Annotated in this window: 21 protein-coding genes and 1 tRNA gene; 11 read left to right on the plus strand and 11 right to left on the minus strand. The window is 71.3% G+C overall.

Annotated elements, in window-relative coordinates; all coding sequences use genetic code 11:
- The 4 genes from QTI20_RS19615 to lhpI all read left to right on the plus strand — a co-directional run bounded on the left by QTI20_RS19615 (nucleotide 1) and on the right by lhpI (nucleotide 4,152).
- Nucleotides 1-963 carry an aspartate carbamoyltransferase catalytic subunit gene (locus tag QTI20_RS19615; RefSeq protein ID WP_286553281.1) on the plus strand — a complete coding sequence of 321 codons (963 nt, stop codon included), beginning with the start codon at nucleotides 1-3 and terminating at the stop codon, nucleotides 961-963.
- Between the two features lie 157 nt (nucleotides 964-1,120).
- Complete coding sequence (locus QTI20_RS19620) at nucleotides 1,121-2,395, plus strand: dihydroorotase (RefSeq protein WP_286553283.1); 1,275 nt, start codon at nucleotides 1,121-1,123, stop codon at nucleotides 2,393-2,395.
- A gap of 7 nt (nucleotides 2,396-2,402) precedes the next feature.
- On the plus strand, nucleotides 2,403-3,155 hold the full coding sequence (locus QTI20_RS19625; protein WP_286553285.1) for a lysophospholipid acyltransferase family protein: 753 nt from the start codon (nucleotides 2,403-2,405) through the stop codon (nucleotides 3,153-3,155).
- Nucleotides 3,156-3,195: 40 nt separating this feature from the next.
- A complete protein-coding gene (gene lhpI, locus QTI20_RS19630; RefSeq protein WP_286553287.1) occupies nucleotides 3,196-4,152 on the plus strand; it encodes a bifunctional Delta(1)-pyrroline-2-carboxylate/Delta(1)-piperideine-2-carboxylate reductase in 957 nt (318 codons plus the stop codon).
- A 482-nt stretch (nucleotides 4,153-4,634) separates the two neighbouring features.
- Here the strand turns inward: lhpI and QTI20_RS19635 are convergent, their stop codons facing one another.
- Both QTI20_RS19635 and QTI20_RS19640 read right to left on the minus strand, forming a co-directional pair.
- Nucleotides 4,635-4,976: a hypothetical protein gene (locus QTI20_RS19635; RefSeq protein WP_286553288.1), complete on the minus strand. Its 342-nt coding sequence runs from the start codon at nucleotides 4,974-4,976 to the stop codon at nucleotides 4,635-4,637.
- 49 nt (nucleotides 4,977-5,025) lie between these two features.
- Complete coding sequence (locus tag QTI20_RS19640) at nucleotides 5,026-5,238, minus strand: hypothetical protein (protein WP_286553289.1); 213 nt, start codon at nucleotides 5,236-5,238, stop codon at nucleotides 5,026-5,028.
- A gap of 421 nt (nucleotides 5,239-5,659) precedes the next feature.
- Between QTI20_RS19640 and QTI20_RS19645 the strand changes: the two genes are divergently transcribed.
- Nucleotides 5,660-5,833: a DUF1508 domain-containing protein gene (locus tag QTI20_RS19645; RefSeq protein ID WP_286553290.1), complete on the plus strand. Its 174-nt coding sequence runs from the start codon at nucleotides 5,660-5,662 to the stop codon at nucleotides 5,831-5,833.
- A 45-nt stretch (nucleotides 5,834-5,878) separates the two neighbouring features.
- Here the strand turns inward: QTI20_RS19645 and QTI20_RS19650 are convergent, their stop codons facing one another.
- On the minus strand, nucleotides 5,879-6,004 hold the full coding sequence (locus tag QTI20_RS19650) for a hypothetical protein (RefSeq protein ID WP_259652100.1): 126 nt from the start codon (nucleotides 6,002-6,004) through the stop codon (nucleotides 5,879-5,881).
- Between the two features lie 220 nt (nucleotides 6,005-6,224).
- Between QTI20_RS19650 and queE the strand changes: the two genes are divergently transcribed.
- The 6 genes from queE (at nucleotide 6,225) to QTI20_RS19680 (ending at nucleotide 12,379) form a co-directional block, all read left to right on the plus strand.
- The gene (gene queE / locus QTI20_RS19655; protein WP_286553292.1) at nucleotides 6,225-6,866 is read left to right on the plus strand and encodes a 7-carboxy-7-deazaguanine synthase; all 642 of its coding nucleotides are present in this window, start codon (nucleotides 6,225-6,227) and stop codon (nucleotides 6,864-6,866) included.
- Nucleotides 6,863-7,267 carry a 6-carboxytetrahydropterin synthase gene (locus tag QTI20_RS19660; protein WP_286553293.1) on the plus strand — a complete coding sequence of 135 codons (405 nt, stop codon included), beginning with the start codon at nucleotides 6,863-6,865 and terminating at the stop codon, nucleotides 7,265-7,267. The genes queE and QTI20_RS19660 overlap by 4 nt, the downstream gene beginning before the upstream one ends.
- A 167-nt stretch (nucleotides 7,268-7,434) precedes the next feature.
- Complete coding sequence (gene hemP / locus QTI20_RS19665) at nucleotides 7,435-7,704, plus strand: hemin uptake protein HemP (RefSeq protein WP_286553295.1); 270 nt, start codon at nucleotides 7,435-7,437, stop codon at nucleotides 7,702-7,704.
- 255 nt (nucleotides 7,705-7,959) lie between these two features.
- A complete protein-coding gene (locus QTI20_RS19670; protein WP_286553296.1) occupies nucleotides 7,960-10,065 on the plus strand; it encodes a YadA family autotransporter adhesin in 2,106 nt (701 codons plus the stop codon).
- Between the two features lie 301 nt (nucleotides 10,066-10,366).
- Entirely contained in the window at nucleotides 10,367-12,112 is a 1,746-nt protein-coding gene (locus tag QTI20_RS19675; protein ID WP_286553298.1) for an EAL domain-containing protein, read from the plus strand.
- 6 nt (nucleotides 12,113-12,118) lie between these two features.
- Nucleotides 12,119-12,379 carry a hypothetical protein gene (locus QTI20_RS19680; RefSeq protein ID WP_286553300.1) on the plus strand — a complete coding sequence of 87 codons (261 nt, stop codon included), beginning with the start codon at nucleotides 12,119-12,121 and terminating at the stop codon, nucleotides 12,377-12,379.
- Here QTI20_RS19680 and QTI20_RS19685 read toward each other — a convergent pair.
- From QTI20_RS19685 to QTI20_RS19720, 8 genes are all read right to left on the minus strand, one after another.
- Nucleotides 12,376-12,624, minus strand: coding sequence for a hypothetical protein (locus QTI20_RS19685; RefSeq protein ID WP_286553301.1), 249 nt, complete (start codon nucleotides 12,622-12,624; stop codon nucleotides 12,376-12,378). The genes QTI20_RS19680 and QTI20_RS19685 overlap by 4 nt on opposite strands.
- A 40-nt stretch (nucleotides 12,625-12,664) precedes the next feature.
- A complete protein-coding gene (locus QTI20_RS19690) occupies nucleotides 12,665-12,889 on the minus strand; it encodes a hypothetical protein (RefSeq protein WP_286553302.1) in 225 nt (74 codons plus the stop codon).
- 102 nt (nucleotides 12,890-12,991) lie between these two features.
- Complete coding sequence (locus tag QTI20_RS19695) at nucleotides 12,992-13,744, minus strand: Crp/Fnr family transcriptional regulator (protein ID WP_286553303.1); 753 nt, start codon at nucleotides 13,742-13,744, stop codon at nucleotides 12,992-12,994.
- An 86-nt stretch (nucleotides 13,745-13,830) separates the two neighbouring features.
- A complete protein-coding gene (locus tag QTI20_RS19700; RefSeq protein WP_286553304.1) occupies nucleotides 13,831-15,183 on the minus strand; it encodes an EAL domain-containing protein in 1,353 nt (450 codons plus the stop codon).
- A 437-nt stretch (nucleotides 15,184-15,620) separates the two neighbouring features.
- Nucleotides 15,621-15,695, minus strand: a tRNA-Arg gene (locus QTI20_RS19705).
- A 32-nt stretch (nucleotides 15,696-15,727) separates the two neighbouring features.
- Nucleotides 15,728-19,801: a translocation/assembly module TamB domain-containing protein gene (locus QTI20_RS19710; RefSeq protein WP_286553307.1), complete on the minus strand. Its 4,074-nt coding sequence runs from the start codon at nucleotides 19,799-19,801 to the stop codon at nucleotides 15,728-15,730.
- Nucleotides 19,802-19,803: 2 nt separating this feature from the next.
- The gene (locus QTI20_RS19715; RefSeq protein WP_286553309.1) at nucleotides 19,804-21,714 is read right to left on the minus strand and encodes an autotransporter assembly complex protein TamA; all 1,911 of its coding nucleotides are present in this window, start codon (nucleotides 21,712-21,714) and stop codon (nucleotides 19,804-19,806) included.
- 74 nt (nucleotides 21,715-21,788) lie between these two features.
- A complete protein-coding gene (locus QTI20_RS19720) occupies nucleotides 21,789-22,976 on the minus strand; it encodes a vWA domain-containing protein (RefSeq protein ID WP_183027089.1) in 1,188 nt (395 codons plus the stop codon).
- Between the last annotated feature and the right edge of the window lie 5 nt (nucleotides 22,977-22,981).

A 22,981-nucleotide genomic window follows, 5' to 3' on the forward strand; every position in this document is an offset into this window, starting at 1 on the left:
GTGCTCTACAAGCGCAACCCGCAGCTCAACAAGCACGGCGAGCTGATCCACCTGCTGTCGATCGAAGGCCTGCCCAGGAGCATCCTCACGCACATCCTCGACACCGCGGCAAACTTCACCAGCGTGAGCGACCGCGAGGTGAAGAAGGTGCCCCTGCTGCGCGGCAAGAGCGTGTTCAACCTGTTCTTCGAGAACAGCACGCGCACCCGCACCACCTTCGAGATCGCGGCCAAGCGGCTGTCGGCCGACGTGCTCAATCTCGACATCGCGCGTTCGTCGGCGAGCAAGGGCGAGTCGCTGCTCGACACCATCGCCAACCTGTCGGCGATGGCGGCCGACATCTTCGTGGTGCGCCACAGCGAGTCGGGCGCGCCCTACCTGATCGCGCAGCATGTCGCGCCGCACGTGCACGTGGTGAATGCCGGCGACGGCCGCCACGCGCACCCGACGCAGGGGCTGCTCGACATGTTCACGATCCGCCACTACAAGAAGGACTTCGCCAACCTCACGGTCGCGATCGTGGGCGACGTGCTGCACTCGCGCGTGGCGCGTTCGGACATCCATGCATTGACGACGCTCGGTTGCGCCGAAGTGCGCGTGGTCGGTCCCAAGACGCTGGTGCCCGCCGACATGGCCGGCATGGGCGTGCGCGTGTGCCACACGCTCGAAGAAGGCATCAAGGACTGCGACGTCGTCATCATGCTGCGCCTGCAGAACGAGCGCATGAGCGGCGCGCTGCTGCCCTCGAGCCAGGAGTTCTTCAAGACCTACGGCCTCACGCCCGAGAAGCTGCAGCTGGCCAAGCCCGACTGCATCGTGATGCACCCGGGCCCGATCAACCGCGGCGTCGAGATCGACTCGGCCGTGGTCGACGGCCGGCAGAGCGTGATCCTGCCGCAGGTCACCTTCGGGATCGCGGTGCGCATGGCCGTGATGAGCATCGTGGCGGGGAACGAGTCATGAGGAAAAGAACTTCCGGACGCGGAGGACGCGGAGGACGCGGAGGATCCGCGGAGGACGCGAAAGAAGTCAAAGAAAGAAATTTCCCTTTGGGCTTTCTTCCGCGGAATCTTCGCGTCCTCTGCGTCCGGCGGTCCGCTCCCGATTTCAAGACGACGCCATGAACATCCTGATCACCCATGGCCGTGTCGTCGATCCGGCCTCCGGACTCGACCAGGTGGCCGATGTCGCCATCGCCGATGGCAGGATCCTCGCTCTCGGCGCCACCCCCGCCGGCTTCCAGGCCGAGCGCACGCTCGACGCCGCGGGCTGCATCGTCGCCCCCGGCCTGGTCGACCTGGCCGCGCGTTTGCGCGAGCCCGGCTACGAGCACGAGGGCATGCTCGACAGCGAGATGGCCGCGGCCGTGGCCGGCGGCGTGACCAGCCTGGTCTGCCCGCCCGACACCGACCCGGTGCTCGACGAACCCGGCCTGGTCGAGATGCTCACCTTCCGTGCCGAGAAGCTGCGGCGCGCGCGGCTGTTCCCGCTGGGCGCGGTCACGCGCGGCCTGGCCGGCGAGGTGCTGACCGAGATGGTGGCGCTGACCGAGGCCGGCTGTGTCGGCTTCAGCCAGGCCGACGTGCCGCTGGCCAGCACCCAGGTGCTGCAGCGCGCGCTGTCCTATGCCGCGACCTTCGGCTACACCGTGTGGCTGCGGCCGCAGGACCGCGACCTGGGCAAGGGCGTGGCGGCCAGCGGCGCGCTGGCCACGCGGCTGGGCCTGTCGGGCGTGCCGGTGGCGGCCGAGACCATCGCGCTGTTCACCATCTTCGAGCTCATGAAGAGCAGCGGCGCGCGCGTGCACCTGTGCCGGCTGTCGAGCGCGGCCGGCGTGGCGCTGGTGCGCGCGGCCAAGGCCGAGGGCCTGCCGCTGAGCTGCGACGTCAGCATCAACTCGCTGCACCTGACCGAGAACGACATCGGCTACTTCGACAGCCGTGCGCGCTTGAACCCGCCGCTGCGCCAGCAGCGCGACCGCGATGCGCTCTCGGCCGGGCTGGCCGACGGCACCATCGACGCGCTGGTGTCCGACCACACGCCGGTCGAGGCCGATGCCAAGACCCTGCCCTTCGCCGAAAGCGAGCCGGGTGCCACCGGCCTCGAACTGCTGTTGCCGCTGGCGCTGCAATGGGGCGAGCAGAGCGGCGCGGGCCTGATGCGCGCGCTCGAGGTGGTGAGCGCCGCGCCGGCGCAGCGCCTCGGCGCGCCCGGCATCGGCCGACTCGCAGCGGGCGGCCCGGCCGACCTCTGCGTGATCGACCCCGCGGTGGAGTGGCAGGTGCAGGCCGACGCGCTGCGCAGCCAGGGCAAGCACACGCCCTTCGCCGGCTATGCGATGCGCGGCCAGGCCCGCTTCACGCTGGTCGGCGGCCGGATCGTGCATTCGACCTGAGGCCGCCATGCGATCGCTCACCGCCTGCTGGAAACTGCTGCGCGCCATCGGGCATGCGCTGGGCGGCTGGTGGACCATCCGTTTCGTGTTCCCGAAGCTCACGCCCGACCAGCGCAACCTGCGGGTGCAGCAATGGGCCGCGCGCATGCTCGAACTCATGGGCGTGCGGCTGGTGGTCGAGGGCACGGTGCCGTCCCATGGGCCGCTGCTGCTGGTCTGCAACCACCTGTCGTGGCTGGACATCGTGACCATCCATGCGGCGCGCCATGTGCGCTTCGTGTCCAAGGCCGGCGTGCACCGCTGGCCGCTGATCGGCCGGCTGGCCACCGGCGCGGGCACGCTCTACATCGAACGCGAGAACCGCCGCGACGCGCTGCGCGTGGTGCACCACATGACCGAGGCGCTGCGCGACGGCGACCTGATCGCGGTCTTCCCCGAAGGCACGACCAGCGACGGCCGCGGCGTGCTGCCCTTCCATGCCAACCTGCTGCAGGCGGCCATCGTCTCGGGCGCGCCGGTGCAGCCGGCCGCGCTGCGCTTCGTCGACGACGCCACCGGCGCCCTCAGCCAGGCCCCGCGCTACATCGACGACGACAGCCTCGCGGCCTCGCTGTGGAACACGCTCAGGGCGCCGCCGCTGCGCGCGGTCGTGCGTTTCGGTGCGCCGCAGTCGTCGACCGGGCGCGACCGGCGCCGTTGGGCCGAGTCGCTGCATGCCGACGTGATCGCGCTGCGCGACGCGATGCCGCCCGAGCGCTGACGCGCGACCGTCCCTCCGCAACGAAGCCGGGAGATCCCCCATGCGTTTCATCGATGCCGCCGCCACGCGCGAGGCCCTGCCCTTCGAGCGGCTGGTGCCGGCGCTCGCCAGCCTGTTCGCCGCGGGCTGCGAGGTGCCGCCGCGCCATGTGCACGCGCTGCCCGCGGCCGAGGGCGGCAGCGGGGGCACGGTGCTGATCATGCCGGCCTGGCAGGCCGGAGCCTACCTGGGCATCAAGACCGTCGCCATCTTCCCCGGCAACGCGGCGCGCGGGCTGCCGGGCCTGCACTCGACCTACGTGCTCTACGACGCGCAGACCGGCGCGCCGCTGGCGCAGATCGACGGCGACGAGATCACTTCGCGCCGCACCGCGGCCGCCTCGGCGCTGGCGGCCTCCTACCTGGCACCGGCCGACGCCCGCTCGCTGCTGGTGGTCGGCGCCGGCCGCGTGGCCGAACTGCTGCCCGCGGCCTACCGTGCCGTGCGGCCGCTGGAGACGGTGAGGGTCTGGGGGCGCAACGCTGCGCAGGCGGACGCGCTGGTCGAACGGCTGCGTGCGCAAGGCATCGCCGCGGAGGCCGCGGCCGACCTGCCGACGGCCGTGGCGCAGGCGGACATCGTGAGCTGCGCCACACTGGCCACGGCGCCGGTGGTGCAGGGCGCCTGGCTGGCGCCCCATGCCCACCTCGACCTGATCGGCAGCTTCACGCCGGCCATGCGCGAGGCCGACGACGCCTGCTTCGGCGGCGGCGCGCGGCTCTATGTCGACACGCCCGAAGCGCTGCAGAAGAGCGGCGAACTGCTGGGGCCGATGGCGCGCGGCGTGTTCGCCGCCGCCGACGTCGCGGGCACGCTGGCCGACCTGGCGCGCGGCACGGTGCCGGGGCGCGGCGAGGGTGGGGGCCGCACGGTCTTCAAGTCGGTGGGCACGGCGCTCGAGGACCTGGCGGCCGCGGTGCTGGTGTACGAGCAGACCGGCGGCCGTCGTCCCGGCTAGCCCGGCGCAAAAAAAGCGCCCCGAAGGGCGCTGTGGAACGGCGCCTTTCGGGCGCCGCGAGGAGGATCCAGCCGTTGGATGCAAATGGGGTCAGAGAATTCCAAAAATCTTCAGCGCAATGATCGCCACCACGGGCACGCCGCACAGCCAAAGGATGATGCTCTTCATGAATTTCTCCGAACTTGTTTGAGTGAGGAATCAGCGTAGGGCCTGGTCGCTCGCGCACCCTGCGGGAGAAGGCAAGCCGATCGCGTGGTCCGCTGCCTACACCCGGGCGCCCTCAGCGCGCGGCAGTGAAGGGCAGCTCCCAGTCCGCGGTCGCCGCGTCGGCGGGGATCGCCAGCGTGAAGATGGCCGCCGCGGCGAGCGAGGCGAGGACGGTGGCGAGAAAGGTGGTCATGGGCGCAAGCTTCGCGGACCGTGGCCGTGCGCTCTGTCAGCGCAAAGCCATCGCGCATGCGCGACGCGAGCGCATCCCGCGCTCAGCGCCGGACCGGCGGCCGCAGCGCGGGGTCGGGCAGAGCCGGGCGGCTCGCGTCCTGGAGGCCCGGTGCCTCGACCTCGACCGGCACCGGCACCGCGATGTCCATGACGGCGGGCTCGACGGTGGTGGTCTCCACCCACTCGGTCGGGGCCCGCTCCGGCTCGAAGCCGCTGGCCAGGGCGCCGACGGCGCAGACCAGCGCCAGCGCGAACCAGGCGCCGCCGATCTTCCAGCGCGAGGGCACGACGCCGTGGATGCGGAACCACTGCGGGCGTGCCGCGCTCACCACCATCCCGAGGATGCAGAACTGCCCCGCCAGCGCGAACAGCAGTCCCTTCATCGGCAGGATGGCGTGGGGTGCATCGCGCAGCCTGTTCGCCGGGGGCGGCTCAGTCGCATCGGAAGCGAACCGTCTCCGGCGGTGCGCCGGGGAGGTCGAGCAGGCGGATCGGGTCGCCGGTGGTGCGGCAGAAGCGCTCGGCCTCCTGCGCGCTGCGCGCCTGCAGCACGCCGTCGCCGAGGCGCGTCACGCCCGTGGGCGCCGGCATGGCGCAGCCATACAGCGACAGCAGGGACGACAGGACGAGGGCGAAGCTTTTCATCGGGCGAGGGCGAGGGCGAAGCGTGGCAGGGCGGCAAGGGCGCGGCCGCTGCCATCGAACGCATTCTGCCGCACGCGGTCGCCGCGTTCCTGCTGCAGACAGTTACGCTTTTTTGAGTGTCCGGAATCGATAAGTCCCTGCACACTGCATCCAAAGCAGGCGCTCATGCGTAGAGGACGACTCGGACGGAACCGGTTTCAGCGGGCAGTGGCATCAGGCGAATGCTGACGGCCCCGGCCGGCGCCCCGGGTTCGAATCTGCCTGCTCGGCAAGCGCGTGCGTTCCCAGCCTTTTCGGCGCATGGCACGCAGGACGCCGACGCATTGCAAGCAAGGGAGGGCGCGCCTGGAAGCACCGGGCCGCCTGTTATCGAGAAGCGGTGCCCGCAGCGCGCGGGCACATGGATCTACGGAGTGATCAATTGGAGTTTTTTGTTGCAGAAGATGCCCCCGGACAGTTCAGCTGGGGGCTGAAGGATGCCGAGGGCAAGGTGGTGGCGAAGAGCGCTGCCACGTTCCCCGACCGGGAGGCCGCGGCGGCCGCCATGGTCAGCGTCGCGGGCAGCATGCCCGGCGCGGCGGTAGAGGACGAGTGAGCTGTTGGAGGTTCGTGGTGGATCACCGAAGCCGATCGGCCGCGGCTACCAGAACTTCCACCAGGGTCGCGTCTGCTGGCGCACCGTGGCGGGCCGCGTGTCCAGCGTCTCGGCGCTGGCGAGCGTGACGCCGCTGCGCTGGCGCAGCTCGGTCTCCAGGGTGTGGGCCACCCCGCGGGCTGTCTTTTCACCTCTCAGGGCTCTCTGGCGCCATTCCTGCGCGTGAAGCGCCAAGTCATCGTCACTCAATTCACTTATCACTGTCATCAGGCCATTGTGCCGTGTGCGTCGACGGCGGTCGCGCGCACGGGATTTCCAGGCCGGCGGACCCTGCCGTAGGATCCGCGTATCAGGGACTCGAACAGGGCAGGTGCGATCCGCACCCGGCGCCATGACATACAGCGTGAAAGAAATCTTCTACACCTTGCAAGGCGAGGGATTGCGGGCCGGACGGCCCGCGGTCTTCTGCCGCTTTGCAGGGTGCAATCTGTGGACCGGCCGTGAGGAAGACCGCGCCAGCGCGACCTGCCGGTTCTGCGACACCGATTTCGTGGGCACGGACGGAACCCTGGGCGGGAAGTTCGCCCGGGCCGCGGCCCTGGCCGACCGGATCATGGCCCAGTGGCCGGCCGGGCAGGCGCACCGGTATGTGGTCCTGACCGGCGGCGAGCCGCTGCTGCAGGTGGACGCCGCCTTGATCGATGCGCTGCACGCCCATCGCTTCGAGATTGCGGTCGAGACCAACGGGACCGTCGCCGCGCCGCCGGGCCTGGACTGGATCTGCGTGAGCCCGAAGGCCGGCGCCGGCTGGGTGCAGCGCCAGGGCCACGAACTCAAGCTGGTCTATCCGCAGCCCGGCCTGCTGCCCGGCGACGTCGCGGCGGTGGCGGATCTCGATTTCGACCACCGGCTGCTCCAGCCCATGGACGGGCCCCTCCAGCGCCAGAACACGCGGGCGGCGATCGCGTATTGCCAGGCCCACCCCGAATGGCGGCTGTCGGTGCAGACGCACAAGGTGCTGGACATCCGATGAACGACGCTTCTCCCTTCGACGGCACCCTCTGCGAGCTGTCGCAGCGCTTCTTCTTCGATGCCGCCCACACGCTGCACCGCGCCGTGGAAACCGAGGGCAGCCGGCGCATCCACGGCCACACCTACGAAGCCGAGATCACGATCACCGGGGTGCCGGATGCGGCCACGGGCATGCTGGCGGATCTGGGCCTGGTGCGCCAGGAGGTGGCGCGCGTGCGCGAGCTGCTCGACCATCGCTTCCTCGACGAGATCCCCGACCTGGGGCCGGCCACGCTGGAAAACCTCTGCAACTTCATCCGGCGTCATCTGCAGCCCACGCTCCCCCTGCTGAGCGCGGTCACGATCGAGCGCCGCGCGAGCGGCGACAAGTGCCAGCTGCGCTGGCGCCCCGGGCGAGACTGAGGGATCGGGATGCGCGGCTGGCAAGGCCGGGGCGGATGGATTCAAATGAGAATCAATCGTATTTGAGGCTATACTGGGGCCATGCTGCTGGATCCGGTGCCTCGCTTTCCTCGAAGGGCGGCCGCAGGACCAGCCTCCGATTGATGATCAACGAAGGATCGATCCCCATGCAGACCGCCCTGTCCCACCACAGCACCCCGACCCTGCGCGTGCGCCGCCGCATCACGGCTTCTTCGCTCGTCGCGCCGGTCGCGGACGTGCAGGCGCATGCACCGGCGGCGCCCGAAGCGCCGCGCTTCGACGATGCGGCGCTGGTCGTGTCCAGCCTGGACAGCCACGCGCTGCTGCGGGGCCACAAGACCGTCCAGATCGCGCACAACGGCTTCGTGTACACGCTGCAGGCCACCAAGCTCGGCAAGCTGATCCTGACCAAGTAGGTCGGTGTCATCGTGGGGCGGCGCCGGGCCGCTCCCCGTGCCCTGCACCGGCGCTGACGCATCGGGCCGTATGCGTCCGCCCGCCCGCCAACCCGAAAACGTGTCCTGAATGTGAACCGGTTCACTGGATTGCCCAGTTGGCCCGTCCGTCACATATGTATCGAGATGTACATTCATTTCGAGCACCCCCCGGTGCCTGGGGGGCGCACCCACGATGGCAAAGCGCTCCCCGCTACAACAAGTACGGAGCCAACCTTGCCCTCTCACCTTCTTCCTTCGCGGTCGCACCGGCCGCTTCTCGTCCGCACCCTCGTCGCCACCGTCGTCGCGACCGCCATGGGCGGTGCCCTGGCCCAGCCGGCCGTCGTCAATGTGGGCGCCGGCGCCATTGCGCAGGGCAGCACGGAAGCCATCAATGGCGGACAGGTCTTCGACATCCGGGCCGCTGCCGAGACGGCGATCCAGACGGCGCAAGGGACCGCCGACTACGCATCGGCCATCGCGCAAGCGGCCAACGTGGCTTCCAACGGCGCACAGCAGAGCGCCAACGCCGCCGCCAGCGTGGCCGGTATCGCGCTGGGCGTCGGGAACAACGCGATGAATGCGGCGGGCAACGCGCAGGGGACCGCGGATGCCGCGGCGGCTGCCGCGGGCGCCGCGCAGAGCACGGCCAATGCGGCTTCGTCGGCCGCCACCACGGCCCAGAACACCGCGAGCGCGGCGCAGGGCACGGCCAACAGTGCACTGAGCCAGGCGGGCGCGGCCAGCACTGCCGCAGGCCTCGCCCAGAACGCCGCCAGCAATGCGAGCAACCTGGCCGGCCTCGCGCTGGGTGTGGCCAATTCGGCGAACAACACCGCCAACAATGCCCAGAATGCCGCGGACCTGGCTTCCACCGCCGCCGGCGCCGCGCACGACGCTGCCAACACCGCCGCGGGCGCCGCCCAGGCGGCCCAGAACACCGCCTACGCGGCACAGGACACGGCCAATGGCGCGCTCAACCTGGCCGGCGCCGCCAACTTTGCCGCCAACGGCGCCCAGCAAAGCGCCAACGCCGCCAACACCGTCGCCAACACGGCCCTGGGCGTGGGCAACACGGCGCAGAACACCGCCAACAATGCGCTGGGCGCAGCCGCTGTCGCGCAGACCACGGCCAACAACGGCGTGAGCGCGGCCGCCGCGGCGCAAGGCACGGCCAACACCGCACTGGGCGCAGCCGGTGCCGCGCAGACCACGGCCAACAACGCCGTGGGCGCGGCCGCCACGGCGCAGGGCACGGCCAACACCGCGCTGGGGGCCGCCAATGCCGCACAGACCACGGCCAACACCGGCGTGAGCGCGGCTGCCGCGGCGCAAGGCACGGCCAATACCGCGCTCGGCGCCGCCCAGACCGCCCAGGTCTCGGCCGACGCGGCCCAGGCCACCGCCAACGATGCGCAGCGCCTGGGCCAGAACTCGGCCCAGTACGCCGCCGGTGGAACCCAGCTCCAGCTCAACGCCAACGGCGGCGCGGGCTCGACCATCACCAACGTGCGCGCCGGCGTCGGCGCGACCGACGCGGCCAACTTCGGCCAGGTGCAGCAGGCGCAGCAGGCGGCCGTGGTGACGGCCAACGGCTTCACGAGCCAGCAGGTCAGCGCGCTGCAGGAGGTCATGAACCGGGCCTTCGACAACGGCCTGTGCAGCTTCAGCAACGGCAACGTGACCTGCGGCACCGGCAGCAAGGCCACCGGCACGGGCGCGACCGTGCTCGGCCCGAACGCGGTCGCCAACGGCGACGACACGACGGCGATCGGCAACGGCGCACAGGCCAGCTTCGCCGGCTCGGTGGCGATCGGCGCCGGCGCGCGGGCGCTGGCGGACCCGACCACCGCCGTGGGCAACAACGCCATCGCCGCGGGCAACGACTCGGTGGCGCTGGGCGCCAACACGCTGGCCAGCGGCGCCAATTCGGTGGCGCTGGGCCAGGGCTCGGTCGCGACGCGGGACAACACGGTGTCGGTGGGCAATGCCGCGACGGGCTTCACGCGCAACATCGCCAACGTGGCGCCGGGCGTGCTGCCCACGGACGCGGTGAACCTGGAGCAGGCGCAGCAGCTCAACGCCGCGACGCTCGGCGAGGCGCGCAAGTTCGCGGCCCGGGGCGTGGCCGCGGCCATGGCCAGCGCCGATGCGCCGATGCCCTCGGCACCGGGCAAGACCAGCTGGGCGACCCAGGCGGCGAGCTACAAGGGCGAGGCCGCGATCGGCGCCAGCCTCATGCACCGTCTGACCACCGACATTCCCTTGGCCATCTCCGCCGGTGTGGCCGGCGGCAACGGTTCGCTCGGTGTGCGCATCGGCCTGAAAGGCGAGTTCTAACAACGACCCATCCGCGCAAGAAAGAGACGGGCGGCCTGGCGGCCGTGCCGTTTTGCCCGACAGGCCACGCCAGCGCGCCCAGCCATCGCCATGGCCGGGCGCTCCGTGCGTGGCAGGTCTTCTTCTCGAACCGAGTCCCAGGATGAACCCGCTGCGCCTGCGAGCGAACAACCCTTTCGGTCACCGAACCGCTCGCCGATGCCGCCCCTGCCCGGCGAGCCCGCTTGCAGGCGCGACGGCGGCCTCTCCATGATCCTGTACCCCCTCGTCCCACCGCGCCAGGCCGCCGGCCTCGATCCCGATGCCTGACGGGCGGCGGCCTGCCCGGCCCACCGCCTCGCGCAGGCTCGCGGCGGCGTGGTCGCGCCTGCGGCAGGCCGCGCCCGCGCCGCTGTTCATGGCCTGCCTCGTCCTGTTCGTGGCCTGCCTGTGGGGCGCCGCCTGGCTGGCATCGCAGCAGGGCCTGGAACGCGCGGAGCGGCGCGCGGCCGACCTCGCCGCCGGCGTGCTCGGCGGCGCCGAGAGCATCGGCGCGCAGATCGACGAGGCCATGGCGCGCGGCAGCCGAGACATCGGCAGTGCCGCGCACTGCGACGGCGCCGACATCCCGCGGCTGCAGGCCATCCATGCGCGCTACAGCTACGTCGGTGCCATGGCGCGCCTGGACCCGTCGGGCGACCGCATCCTGTGCTCCACCTTCGGCCCCGAGGCCGACGGGATGCGGCTGGGGCCGGCCGACGACGTGATCCGCCGCGGGACCCGGCGGGTGCACCGGCGCGTGACCCTGCCGGCCGCCGACGGCGCCGAGTATTTCGTGGTGTCCGACGGCACCCTCGCCGTGTTCGTGCACCGCAGCGTGGCGACGACGATCCTGGCCACCCTGCGCGACGCCTCCCTGGGCGCCTATGTGCGGGACGGCGGACCGGTGCTCTTCAGCCGCGGCACCTACGACCTCGCGGCGTTCAAGGTCCTGGCGCACGACGGCGCGTCGGCCGCCTTCGACGGCCACCGCCTGCTGGGGCTCGGCGCTTCGCCGAACTCGGAGTACGTCGCGTTCGTCGAACTGCCCGCGGACCGGGTGCAGGCCAGCATCGACGATGCCCGGGCCTCGCTGCTGCCGCTGGGCGCCGTGCTGGGCCTGTCGCTCTCGCTGCTGCTGTTCGTGTCGTACCGGAGCCTCAGCTCGGTCGCCGCCTCGCTGGCGCGCGCGCTCCACACCGACCGCGTCTACATGGAGTACCAGCCGATCGTCGACCTGCGCACCGGGCGCTGCATCGGCGCCGAAGCGCTGGTGCGCTGGCGGCACGGCGGCGGGCTGGTGCCGCCCCAGCGCTTCATCGTCGCGGCCGAGCGCGCCGGCATCATGCCGCTGGTGACGCGCCGCATCGTGCAGCTGGTCGCGCTGGACATGGCCGAACTGCTGCGCGCGAACCCGGCGCTGCACGTGAGCATCAACTTCTCGGCCATGGACCTGCGCTCGACCGAGGCGGTGGAACTGCTCACCGGCCTGCTGCGGGTGACGGGGCTGCCGGCCGCCAGCTTCTGGATCGAGATCACCGAGACCAGCTTCGAGGAGAACGTGAGCCAGATCATCGACCGGATCCGCGCGCTGGGCTTCCGGGTGGCCATCGACGACTTCGGCACCGGCTACGCCAACCTCGGCACCCTGGCCAGCATCGAGGTGGACCTGCTGAAGATCGACCGCCGCTTCGTCCAGTCGGCGACGCAGGCCGGCCAGGGCTCGGAAGTGGCGACCGCCATCATCGGCCTGTCCCGGTCGCTGGCGCTGGAGATGGTGGCCGAGGGCGTCGAGACGCAGGCCCAGGCTGACTTCCTGGTCGAGAGCGGCGTCCAGTTCGCGCAGGGCTGGCTGTTCGGGCGGCCGGCATCGGTGGAGGCGTTGCGCGCGTTCATCGCCAGGAGGAACGGGGCGCTGCCCGCGCAGGGCGGCCGGGGCATCGGCCCCCAGGCCGGCGGCATGGCGGGGCGGCCGCGTGGCGGGATGCCCTTGCAGGCCCGCCCGGTGTTCGATCACGAGACGGTCTGAGGCCGCATGCAACTGCTCGGCATTCGCACCGTGGACCGCCGATGGTCATGGCTCCTGCGCGGTGCCGATGGCGCGATGCTGCTTCGGAGCAGCCGCAGCTTCGGCTCCTACGCGCTGTCCATGATCGATGCGGCCGAGGTGCTCGACCATCTGCAGACCGCGCCCATCGAAGGCGCCGATGGCCTGGCCGCCTCGCCGCCGCGCCATGCCGTGGGGCGGGCGGGCCCGCGGTCACCCGCGGACCGGGGTCGCGACCCGCTGCCCTAGCGGGCCGGCCAGGGCGTGTCCTGGCCGGCGCCGGCCTCGCACGCAGGGGTCTGTCGCTGTTGCTGGTGCCATACCGTGGCGCCGATCCGCAGCAGCGCCTCCGTCTCCTGCGCGTAGCTCTCGCACGAGCGGTCGAGCCGGTCGATCAGGTCCGCGATCACCCGGACCACCTCGCTCGCCTTCATCAGTCCCGCGCCCTGGTTGGCGATGGTCACGATGTTCAGGATGCGGTCGTCGCGGTGCATGGGGGGCGGATGCCGCGGCGTCATGTCTGGGCCACGCGGGCTATTCGGAACGTGAGGCATCGGCGGTCTCGTGCCGGTGGGTGAACACCCGCTGCCGGTGGGCGACGATGATGTCCGTGACCTCCCGCTTCGAGGCCAGGAAGCTCTCGCCGCAGTTCGTGCAGTGGTAGGCCCTGAGGCCCGGCAGCAGCCGCATCCAGGGGCTGCGTTCCAGGCGTTCGAGCGAGGGGGGGCGGCAGGCGCAGCCCGACTTCAGGATCTTCATGCTTCAACGAGCCTCATGCGAATCGAAACGGGGCGTGCGCGCGGTGCGGCACGGGGAAAAGGGAAGGCGGCGTGATCCGGCCGGGCAGGGCGATGTTCATCGTCAGTCCTTGCGCGGCTTCTTCAGGAAATCGATCTCGAAGCCCGGGTCGACCGGCGGCGGGCTCTTCTTCGCGGGAGCCGGCATCACCGGCAGCGCACTGCCGAAATCGGTCGACGCGAAGCTGGGCGGCACGTGGACGCCCTGCTCGTCCTTGGTGACGAGGCCGCGGTTCTCCAGGTCCTTCATGGTCTTGTTCACCATCTCGCGCGAGATGCCGGCGTAGGACGCGATCAGGGCCTGCGTGATGCGCTTGTCGTAGCCGCCGTTCTCGGACGGGGCCAGCTGCGTCAGTTCGTGCAGCACCCGGCTCACGAGTTTCTCGACCGACGAGGTGGTGACGCGGCGCAATTGCGTCCGCAGGATGCCGATGCGCCGCGATTCGTGCTCGAGCAGGCCGATCAGCAGGTCGGGGTACTTGGCGCACAGCATGCGCACATGGCGCAGCGGGATGGCATAGACCACGGTCGGCAGCGCCGCGATGACGGTGGCGGGGCTCTCGAACTCGTCATGGCGCAGGGAGGGCGGCAGGAAGAACTCGTCCGGCCGGATGAAGTCGGTGGTGACTTCCTCGTGGTTGCCCTGGCCCTGCAGGGCCACCCGCAACAGGCCGGTGGCGACGCAGAAGATGCTCTGCGACCGCTGTCCGCTGGCCAGCAGGTACTGGTTGCGTTTGTAGGAGCGGACGTCCACGGCCTTCTTCAGCTCGTCGCGCTCGAACTGGGGCAGGCAGGAAGTCAGTGGGTGCAGGTACATGCGTGTTGCAGCAGTGCGCGTTCCGGTGACAAAACTTCGTTCTTTTCGAGCGGCAGCCTGGCAGGGCGGCGGTCCCGAACGCCTGGTTAGAGGGGATGGATCCTCGGTCGGTCCGACGGGGCCGCCTCGCCTCGCATCGAAGCGAGACCGCGCCGGGCCGGGCCACGGTGGCGGGTGAGGACCTGGCCGCCGCCAAGGTAGCAGCCCTGCAGCCACTGCGCGCCTGCGCGCATCGCCACGTGCAGGTCGGCCTCGCGGTCGATGCCGGCCACCACGGTCCGCGGGGCCAGGCGTGCGCAAAGCCCCAGCATGTCCTTGAGGCTCTCGAAGCCGAACTGGTTCTCGCCGGCGCGCCGCACGAAGGCCGCCTCCAGCTTGACGATCTCGGGCTTGCACGCCTGCACGAAGGTCAGGCCGGCCGATCCCGCGCCGAAGGCGTCCATGGCGATCCGGCAGCCGTAGGCCGCCAGGCAGCGGCAGAAATCACGCACGGCCTCGGCGTCCTGCAACTGGGCCCGCGCGCAATCGATCTCCACCACCAGCCGTCGGGCGAGCAGCGGCTCGCGCGCGAGGGCGTCCAGGAACAGGGCCCACCAATGGTCGAGCCGCGCGCTGTGCGCCGACAGGTTCAGGCCCATGTTCGCGCCGGGCTGCTGGCGCAGCGCGTCGAGCACCTGGTGGGCGACGCGGCGATCGAAGGCCCGTGTCAGCCGCAGCCGCTCCAGGCTGGGCATGAAACTGCCGGACGCCAGCGGCGCATGGTGCTCCGGCGCCGGCGCCACCTGCACGCAGCCCTCGCGGTAGAGCGTGGCGGCGCCCGCGTAGGCGTCCACCACGGGTTGCCAGCGGGTCTGCAGCCGCCCGGCGCGCGCGGCCTCCCATACCCGCACCGCGACCGCCATGTCGGCGCGATAGCCGGCGCGCCAATCCTCGGCGCGCACCTCGTCGAGCGAGGGCGACTGCTGCGCGGCCCACAGGATCAGGTCGATCTCGGTCGCATCGAGGGTGCGCGGGTCCGAGACCTCGATCCAGCCGGCATGCAGCTCGGGCAGGGCCACCAGCCCGTCGAATCGCACGGGCTCGGCGGACAGCGCCGACAGCAGGTGCTCGATGCTCTCGCTCACGCTCGGCGATCCGCCGTAGCCCCCGCCCGCCGCGTCGCCGGGCGACCAGAGCAGGAAGCAGTCGTCGCGGATCTCGATCACCTCCGGGCCGGCCGTCGCGCTCGCGAGCGCCATGAGCCGCCGCCCGACTTCCCGCCCGACCGCCGCGGCCAGGCCGGCGCTGAAGGCCTGCGCCAGGTGCGGCGCATTGCCGATGAACACGAAGACGCACCGGCAGGGCTCCGACATCGAGTCGACCCATGCATCGGCCGGCTGCGCGGGCGCGGCGGATTTGATCGGGGATGCGCTCATCGCATGGCTGTCTGGCTGGGGCATGGCGGCATGCGTGGGACCGGTCGCTGACCTGTGTTCCTGGCGGGCGGTGCTCCGCCGCCCGCCATGGCGAGAGGTGGAGGGGAGGGGGTGGGATGGGCCTTCCGCGCCGGGCTGCCGCCCGGAACGGAGAACACCGTCCGCCGTTTCAAGGATGCAGCCCATTCCTCTGGCACCCGCCCCGGCACGGGACATGCATCTGAAACGAGGTGGAAGTCATCGGCGGCGCGCTCGAAACGGGAGCAGTGAACAAGCAATGGATAGTAGGAACTATTTCATTTTGTTGCACTCGTAAATGTTTCTAGTTTGTGTCCTAGGTCACAAAAGTGCTGTGGCCGAGAAGCCACGCCTGCGTGCCCGGCGATGCGGCAAGACGACAAAAAACCCGCCTTGCCTTGCGGCAAGCGGGTGGTTCGGTGCGATCGGGTGCGCCGACCGGCTGGTGCCCTCGACAGGAATCGAACCTGTATCTGAGTCTTAGGAGGACCCCGTTCTATCCATTGAACTACGAGGACGGTGGGCAGCCCGGCGACTGTAGCAGAGGGACTCAGTCGTACTTGAGGGTGTAGATCAGGTCCACGCCGCTCTGGACGCCGGCCTGGCCGCGCAGCGTGAGGCGCTGGGTCAGGTCGTAGAAGATGAAGAGGGTGCCCAGCACGCCGGTCAGGCTGCTCTCGTAGGTGACGTAGAAATCCTTCGACAGCCGCTTGCCCACCGTGACCGCGGATTCGCGCAGCTCGCCGCCGGCGCCCGGGCCCTTGAAGCCGATCTCGTCCAGGCCCAGCCGGCTGGCCAGGCTGCCGCCCGATCCGCCCTTGCCCAGGCCGCCCAGCAGGGCCAGCGCGGCCTGCTGCATCAGGATCGATTCGCCGCCGTTGCCCACCGAGGCACGGCCCAGGATCACCCACGACAGGGTTTCCGCGTCCGACAGCGCGGGCTCCGAGTAGAGCTTGACGCGCGGCACCTGAGCCGTGCCCGAGACCTGCACGCCCGCGCGCTGCGAGATGTTGGGCCGGATCGCGAGGATGTCGAGCGCCGGGTTGTCCATCGGGCCGTTGAAGCGCGCCAGCCCGGTCTCGACGTCGAGCTGCTGGCCGTAGGCGCGGTACTGGCCCTTGACCGTGCGCACCTCGCCGGTCACGCGCGGCGGCGAACTGAGGGAGCTGCTGCGGATGTCGAGCTGGCCTTCGAGCCGGGTCGTGATGCCGCGGCCCTGGACCGCGAAGTCCTTGCCCAGGTCGAAGCTCACGGCCACGTCGAAGGGCTTGGCGGTCTGCGGCCGGGCCGCCTGCGCGCTGTTCTGTGCGGCCTCGCGCTGTGCGGCTGCGGCCGTCTCGCGGTCCTTGGCGGCCGAGCGCACCACCACGTCGGTGCCCAGGCTGGGCGCGCTCTCGTCGGGCAGGATGATCACGGCGCGCTCGGTCTCGAGTTTGCCGCGCAGCGTGAACTGGCCGTCGTCCAGCCGTGCCTGCAGGTCGCCCGACAGCGTGACCTGGCGGTCGGTGCGCACCAGCACGCGCAGGCTGCGCAGCTGGGCCTGCATCGCCATCCGGATGCCCGAGCCGCCGGCGGCCGAGGCCTGGCCCCAGCGCATCTCGCCGCGTCCCGTGAGCGTGCCGCCGTCGCGCGCGGCCTCGCTCGAGGTGGTGCTGAGGTTGCCGCTCTGCCCGGCGATGCGCGCGCTGTTGCCACGGCCGCCCTTGAGCGTGAAATCGGTGATGTCCACGCGGTCGCCGCCCAGGGTGGCGCGCAGCCGGCCGTCGCGCAGGTCCAGCCCTTCGACCGGCGCGCGCAGCGCCAGCTGGTCGGCCGCCAGCGTGCCGTTCCAGCGCGGCGCGGCGCGGTTGCCCGAGAGCGCGGCGTCGGCCTCGAGCGTGCCGGCGATGCGCCAGCCCGGCGGCGCGAGCATCGACCACACGCCCAGGCTCGGCATGCGGGCCTTGACGCTGCCGTTGAGCGGGGCGTCCTCGGCCCATTGCCAGCCGCCGTCGCGCTGCGCCACGCGGGTGCGCGCGTCGGCGCGGATGTTGCCGGCGCGTTCGCTGTCCCAGACCAGGTTGGCACGCACCTCTTCACCCTGCGCGTCGATCCGGAGCTCGGCCTGCCGCAGCCCGGCCGGGGTGCTGGGGCTGTCGACGTTGGTGCTGCCCGACACCATCTTGATCTCGCTCTTGGTGCCGGTGCCGCGGCTCTCGATGCGCGTGACCAGCGCGGCTTCGCCGGCCTGCACGCGGATGTCGCCGCTCTGACGCGCGAGCCGCACGCTGGCGCGCAGCGCGTCGCCGGCGTCGATGTCCCAGTCGCCGTTGAACAGCAGGTCGCCGCTCAGGCCCAGGCTCGCGAGCGAGCTGTTGTTGTCCAGCGCCTCGGCCCAGGCCATCGGCAGGCCCTGCATGCGGCCCTTGGTCTGCACGCGGATGCCTTGCTGCGCGCCGCTGCCGGTCTGGCGGAAGCGCACCGGCTCCCAGTCGAGGCGCACCGTGCCGGCCACCGGGCCCTGCAGCGTGGCGCCGCCGGCCGAGGTGTCGATCTCGAGGCCGCTGGCCAGGCGGCGCACGTTGGCGCTCAGCGGCGCGCTCAGGGCCACGGTCCAGGGGCCGGGACGGGTGCTGTCCTGGGCCTGCACGCGCAGGCTGGCCAGCGCGGCGCGCCAGCGGCCCGGGCCTTCCAGCGCGCCGCTGGCGCGGGTGTCGAGCGTGAGTTTCTGGGTGCCGCGCAGGGCCTCGCCCTGCACCGAGAGCGTGGCCTGCGCCAGGCTGCCGCCCAGTTCGGCGCGCAGGCCGCGCAACTGGATCGGCGCATCGGGCGGTGCCGGCACCGCGCCCGCGGGCACGGCCGGCAGGCGCAGGTCGAGCCGCGGCACGGCCAGCGTGGCCTGCACGGTCGGCTCGACGCTGCCGCGCGGGGCCGGCGCGGCAGCGTTCTGCAGGCGCCGCTGCACGGCTTCCCAGCCGCCGCTCCAGCGTGCATCGAGGCGGGCGTTGCCCTGGGCGCTCGCGCCCGCGAAAACCGTCGACAGGCCAGGCAGCTTCTCGACCCAGCGCTGCAGCGCGGCCGCATCGTCGACCTGGACCGTGAGCTCGCCGCGCCCTTGTGCGGGACCCATGCGGCCGGCAACCTGGGCGTTGCCGCCGGGCAGCACCACCTTCAGGTCGCCGCTGCCCGCGCGCTCGGCGATGCGGGCCTGCAGCTGGCCGGCCACGCTGGCCTGGGCCGCCTCGAAGCGCAGCGTGCGCAGGTCCAGCACCTCGTCCTTCCACTGGCCCTGGGCCTTGACCAGGTCGAGCCGCAGGCCCTGCAGCGCGCGGCTGCCGGCCGTGCCCTGGGCCTGCAGCGCCACGTCGAAGCGCAAGGCTTCGTCGCGTTGCTCGACCTCGATGCGGCCGCCCACGGGCGCGCCGGCCAGCTGGGTGTGCAGGCCGCCGGGCTGCACGCCGCGCACGGTGGCCGTCACCTGCCAGGGCGCGGGCGCGGGGCGCCATTCGCCTTCGGCCTCGATGCGGCCGCCGCCGGCGCGCACGGTGGCCGCGGGCACGGTCCAGGTGCTGCCGTCGAAACTGGTGCGGGCCTCGAGCTGCTCCAGCGGCAGCCGGCCTGCGTCCCAGGGGCCGGGCAGGGCGTTGCGGATGTCGGCGCTGGCCTGCCATTGCACGTCGCTGCCGGCCGCGCCCGGGCCGGCCTGCACGGTGCCGCTCAGCAGCGTGGCGGGGGCGGTGGGCCAGAGCCGGGCCAGGTCCACGTTGCGCAGGTCGGCGTCGGCGTCGACCACCGGCTGCGTCAGCCAGGGCGCGATGTTGGCGCGCAGCCGGGCCTGCATCGGATTCTTCTCGTCCTGTTCGGTGGGCTGCAGTTCGGCCGCGATGGCCAGGCGCGCGGCGCTGCCGGCCAGCGTGCCCTTGACGCTGGCCTGGGCCTGGACTTCGATGCTGCGGTCTTCGGCCAGCGGCGCGCGCACCTTGCCTTCGAGCGCGGCGTCGAGGGCCATCGGGGCGTCGCCCTGCAGGCCGACGCGCGCGCTGTAGTGGCCGTCGGCGACGTCCACGCCGTCGACGGTCAGCGCATGCTGGCGCTGGGCGTAGCCGTAGCGGCCGGCTAGGTTCTTGACTTCCACCACGGGCGGGCCGGCCCAGCGCACGGTGTCGACGCGGAAGGGCAGGTCGACGTCGACCGGCAGCACCAGCTGTTCGAGCGGCTGCAGCGGTTCGTCGTTCTTCTCGGGCGGCGGGCCGCGGCGTTCGATCAGCACCTGCGCGGCGTGCACCTCGCCCAGCTGCACCTTGCGCTGGAACAGCGGCTTGAGCGTCCAGCCGATGGTGGCCTCGTGCACCTCGACCGACAGCGTGGGGCTCTGCCATTGCAGGAAGCCGATGCGGCCGCCGGTGCGCAGCGAGCCGCTGACCTCGCGGCTCTGCAGCGTCTGGCCGGCCGGCATGTAGCGCGCGGCCTTTGTGATCGCATAGGCCAGCGACTGGTCCGAGCCCAGCCACCACCAGCCCGCGGCGACCACCAGCACCAGCAGCGCGAGCAGCGCGCCGAAGCTCCAGGCCGCGGCGCGCAGCACGCGGCGCGTGCGCAAGCGGCGCGGCGGCGCGGTGGAAGGTGTCGTGGGTGCCGTTGCCATGCCTAGAAGGTGAAGCCCAGCCGCAGGTGCAGCCTGAACTTCTTCACGTCGACGCCGTAGGCCACGTCGGCCTGCACCGGGCCGACCGGGCTGCGCCAGCGCGCGCCCACGCCCACGCCGACCTTGGCCTTGAGCTCGCCGACCTTGTCCGCCACCGAGCCGGCGTCGACGAAGGCCGCACTTTCCCAGTCGCTGAGCTTGCCGTTCCAGACGATCGGGCGCTGCCATTCGACGCTGGCCACGCCCATGTAGCGGCCCGCGACGATGGTGCCGTCGGCGCGCTCGGTGCCGATCTGGCGGTAGCTGTAGCCGCGCACCGTGGTGTCGCCGCCGGTCAGGAACATCAGTGTGGACGGGATCTGCGCGCTGTCCTTGGCGACCACGGCGCCGCCCTCGGCGCGGAACTGCAGCCGGCTGTTGCGCGCCTGGGTGCCGTCGCTGCCCTGCACGCGGCCCAGCGGCAGGATGCCGAGCCAGCGCGCATAGCTGCGCACGAAGGGCGCGCGTTCGCCGATCAGCGTCTGGCCCAGGCCGAGCTCGAGCGCCAGGCCCTGGCCGCGCGAGGGCGCGTCGTTGCTGTCGAAGTAGCGGCCGGTCCAGGTCCAGTTGGCGCTGATGGCGGAAGCCGAGGGCGGCGCGCCGTCGCCGCGGTTGGTCGCGTAGTCGTACTGCAGGAACAGGCTGCGGTCGATGCGGTCGCCGGTGCGGCCGCGGCCGGCGCGCAGCCGTCCGCTGTCGACGTCGTAGGTGCCCGAGACCTCGCGCTTGAGCAGGCCGGAGCCGAACCAGCGCCAGCCGTCGTCGCCGGGGATGCCGTTCCAGTCGGTGCCCAGCGACTGGGTCTCGCGGTCGACCGACAGCTTGGACACCGCGCGCCACCCGAGCAGCGGCATCTGGTTGTGCACATGGTCGATCGACAGGCGCGGCCCGCCGTCGGTGGTGAAACCGGCCCCCAGCACCACCTTCTGCAGCGGCGCCTCGCGCACCTGCGCGATGACGGGCGCGGCCTGCGGGTCGGTGCCGTCGGTGTCGAGCGTGAGGAAGACCGAGTCGTAGTAGCCGCTGCTGGCCAGCCGCTGCTGGGCGTCGAGCAGCTTCTGCTGGTCGTAGTCGGCGCCGGTGGGCACGCGGGCGATGCGGCGCGCGCCGTCGGCGTCGTAGCGCTGGGCGCCGCGCACGTCGACCGGGCCGAAACGGTAGGCCGGGCCCGAGGCATAGGTGATGCCCAGCTGCGCCTCGCCGCGGTCGGCGTCGACGGTGGCGCGGCTGTTGGCGATGCTGCCCGTGGCGTAGCGTTTGGATGTGAGGCTGCGCAGGCCGACGGCCTTGGCGTTGTCCCAGGCCTGCTGGGTGAACAGCTGGCCGCTCTGCAGCGTCCAGGCCGACTGGATCGCCTCGCGCTGCGCCGCGGCGCTCGGGTCGGCGGCGATGGCGTCGCTGAAGCGGATGTCCACCGCCTTCACCCGCGTGGCCTCGCCCGGCTCGACCGTCACCACGACCTTGCGCGGCGTCTTCTCTTCGGGCGTTTCCTTGAGCTCGAGCGTGAGCGTCGGCGTGAAGTAGCCCAGCGTGGCCAGCAGCTCGCGCGCATTGGCCTCGGCGGCGACCATCAGGCGCGACAGCTCGGTCGCGCCGAGGTCGGGCAGCCGGGTGTAGCGCTGGATCTCGAGGTGCAGCGCCAGGTAGTCGCGCACCACGTCGGGGCCGTGCACTTCGAGCGTGAAGGCCTCGCGCCGGGTGGCGCCGTCCTCGCTGGACGACGAGGAGCTGTCGGCCGTGACGGCCTGCGTGCCGTCCTCGGTGGCGTCCTTTTTGGATGGCAGCAGGCTGCATCCTTGCAAAAGAAGAAGGACGCTTGCAAGAAGCAACGCCGGCATGCGCGCCGGCGTTTTGAAGAGGACCACCCTGACCATCGGCCCCATTCTGACATCAAGCCATGGCCGTCCCGGCGCTCGCCGGGGGTGGTGCGCGAAGAGACGGCGGCGTCCTACTTGGACAGCATGCGCATCGCTTCCTCGAGGCCCTTGAGCGTCAGCGGGTACATGCGGTTGGACATCAGCTGCTGCACCACCGAGATGCTCTGTCGGTACTGCCAGACGCCCTGCGGCTCGGGGTTGATCCAGGCGAACTTGGGGAAGGCGTGCGTGAGGCGCTGCAGCCATTCGGCGCCGGCCTCCTCGTTGTTGTATTCGACGCTGCCGCCGGGCTGCAGGATCTCGTAGGGGCTCATGGTCGCGTCGCCCACGAAGATCAGCTTGTAGTCCTTGTTGTACTTGCGCAGGATGTCCCAGGTCGCGAACTTCTCCGAGAAGCGGCGCTTGTTGTTCTTCCACATGAAGTCGTAGACGCAGTTGTGGAAGTAGTAGAACTCCAGGTGCTTGAACTCGGTCTTGACGGCCGAGAACAGTTCTTCCACGCGCTGGATGTGCTCGTCCATGGTGCCGCCCACGTCCATCAGCAGCAGCACCTTGACGTTGTTGTGGCGCTCGGGCCGCATCTTGATGTCGAGGTAGCCGGCGTTGGCCGCGGTCTTGGCGATGGTCTCGTCGAGGTCCAGCTCCTCGACGTTGCCCTCGCGCGCGAACTTGCGCAGCCGGCGCAGCGCGACCTTGATGTTGCGCGTGCCCAGTTCCTGCGTGTCGTCGTAGTCCTTGTAGGCGCGCTGGTCCCAGACCTTGACCGCGCTCTTGTTCTTGCCGGCGCCGCCGATGCGGATGCCCTGCGGGTTGTAGCCGCCGTGGCCGAAGGGCGAGGTGCCGCCCGTGCCGATCCACTTGTTGCCGCCCTGGTGGCGCTCCTTCTGTTCCTCGAAGCGCTTCTTCAGGGTCTCCATGAGCTCGTCCCAGCCCATCTTCTCGATCTTGGCCTTCTCCTCGGCGCTGAACTCGCGCTCCAGCGTCTTGCGCAGCCAGTCGAGCGGGACTTCCTTGGTGAAGTCCGTGAGCATCTCCACGCCCTTGAAGTAGCCGGCGAAGGCGCGGTCGAACTTGTCGTAGTGCTTCTCGTCCTTCACCAGCGCCGTGCGGCTCAGGTAGTAGAAGTCGTCCATGCCGTAGGCATCATCGGAATTGGGCCCGACCACGTCGGACTGCAGCGCCTCGAGCAGCGTCAGGTATTCCTTGACCGATACCGGCAGCTTGGCCGCGCGCAGGGTGTAGAAGAAGTCGATCAGCATCGCGG

Origin of the sequence: Variovorax sp. J2P1-31, assembly GCF_030317215.1 — a bacterium.
GTDB lineage: Bacteria > Pseudomonadota > Gammaproteobacteria > Burkholderiales > Burkholderiaceae_C > Variovorax.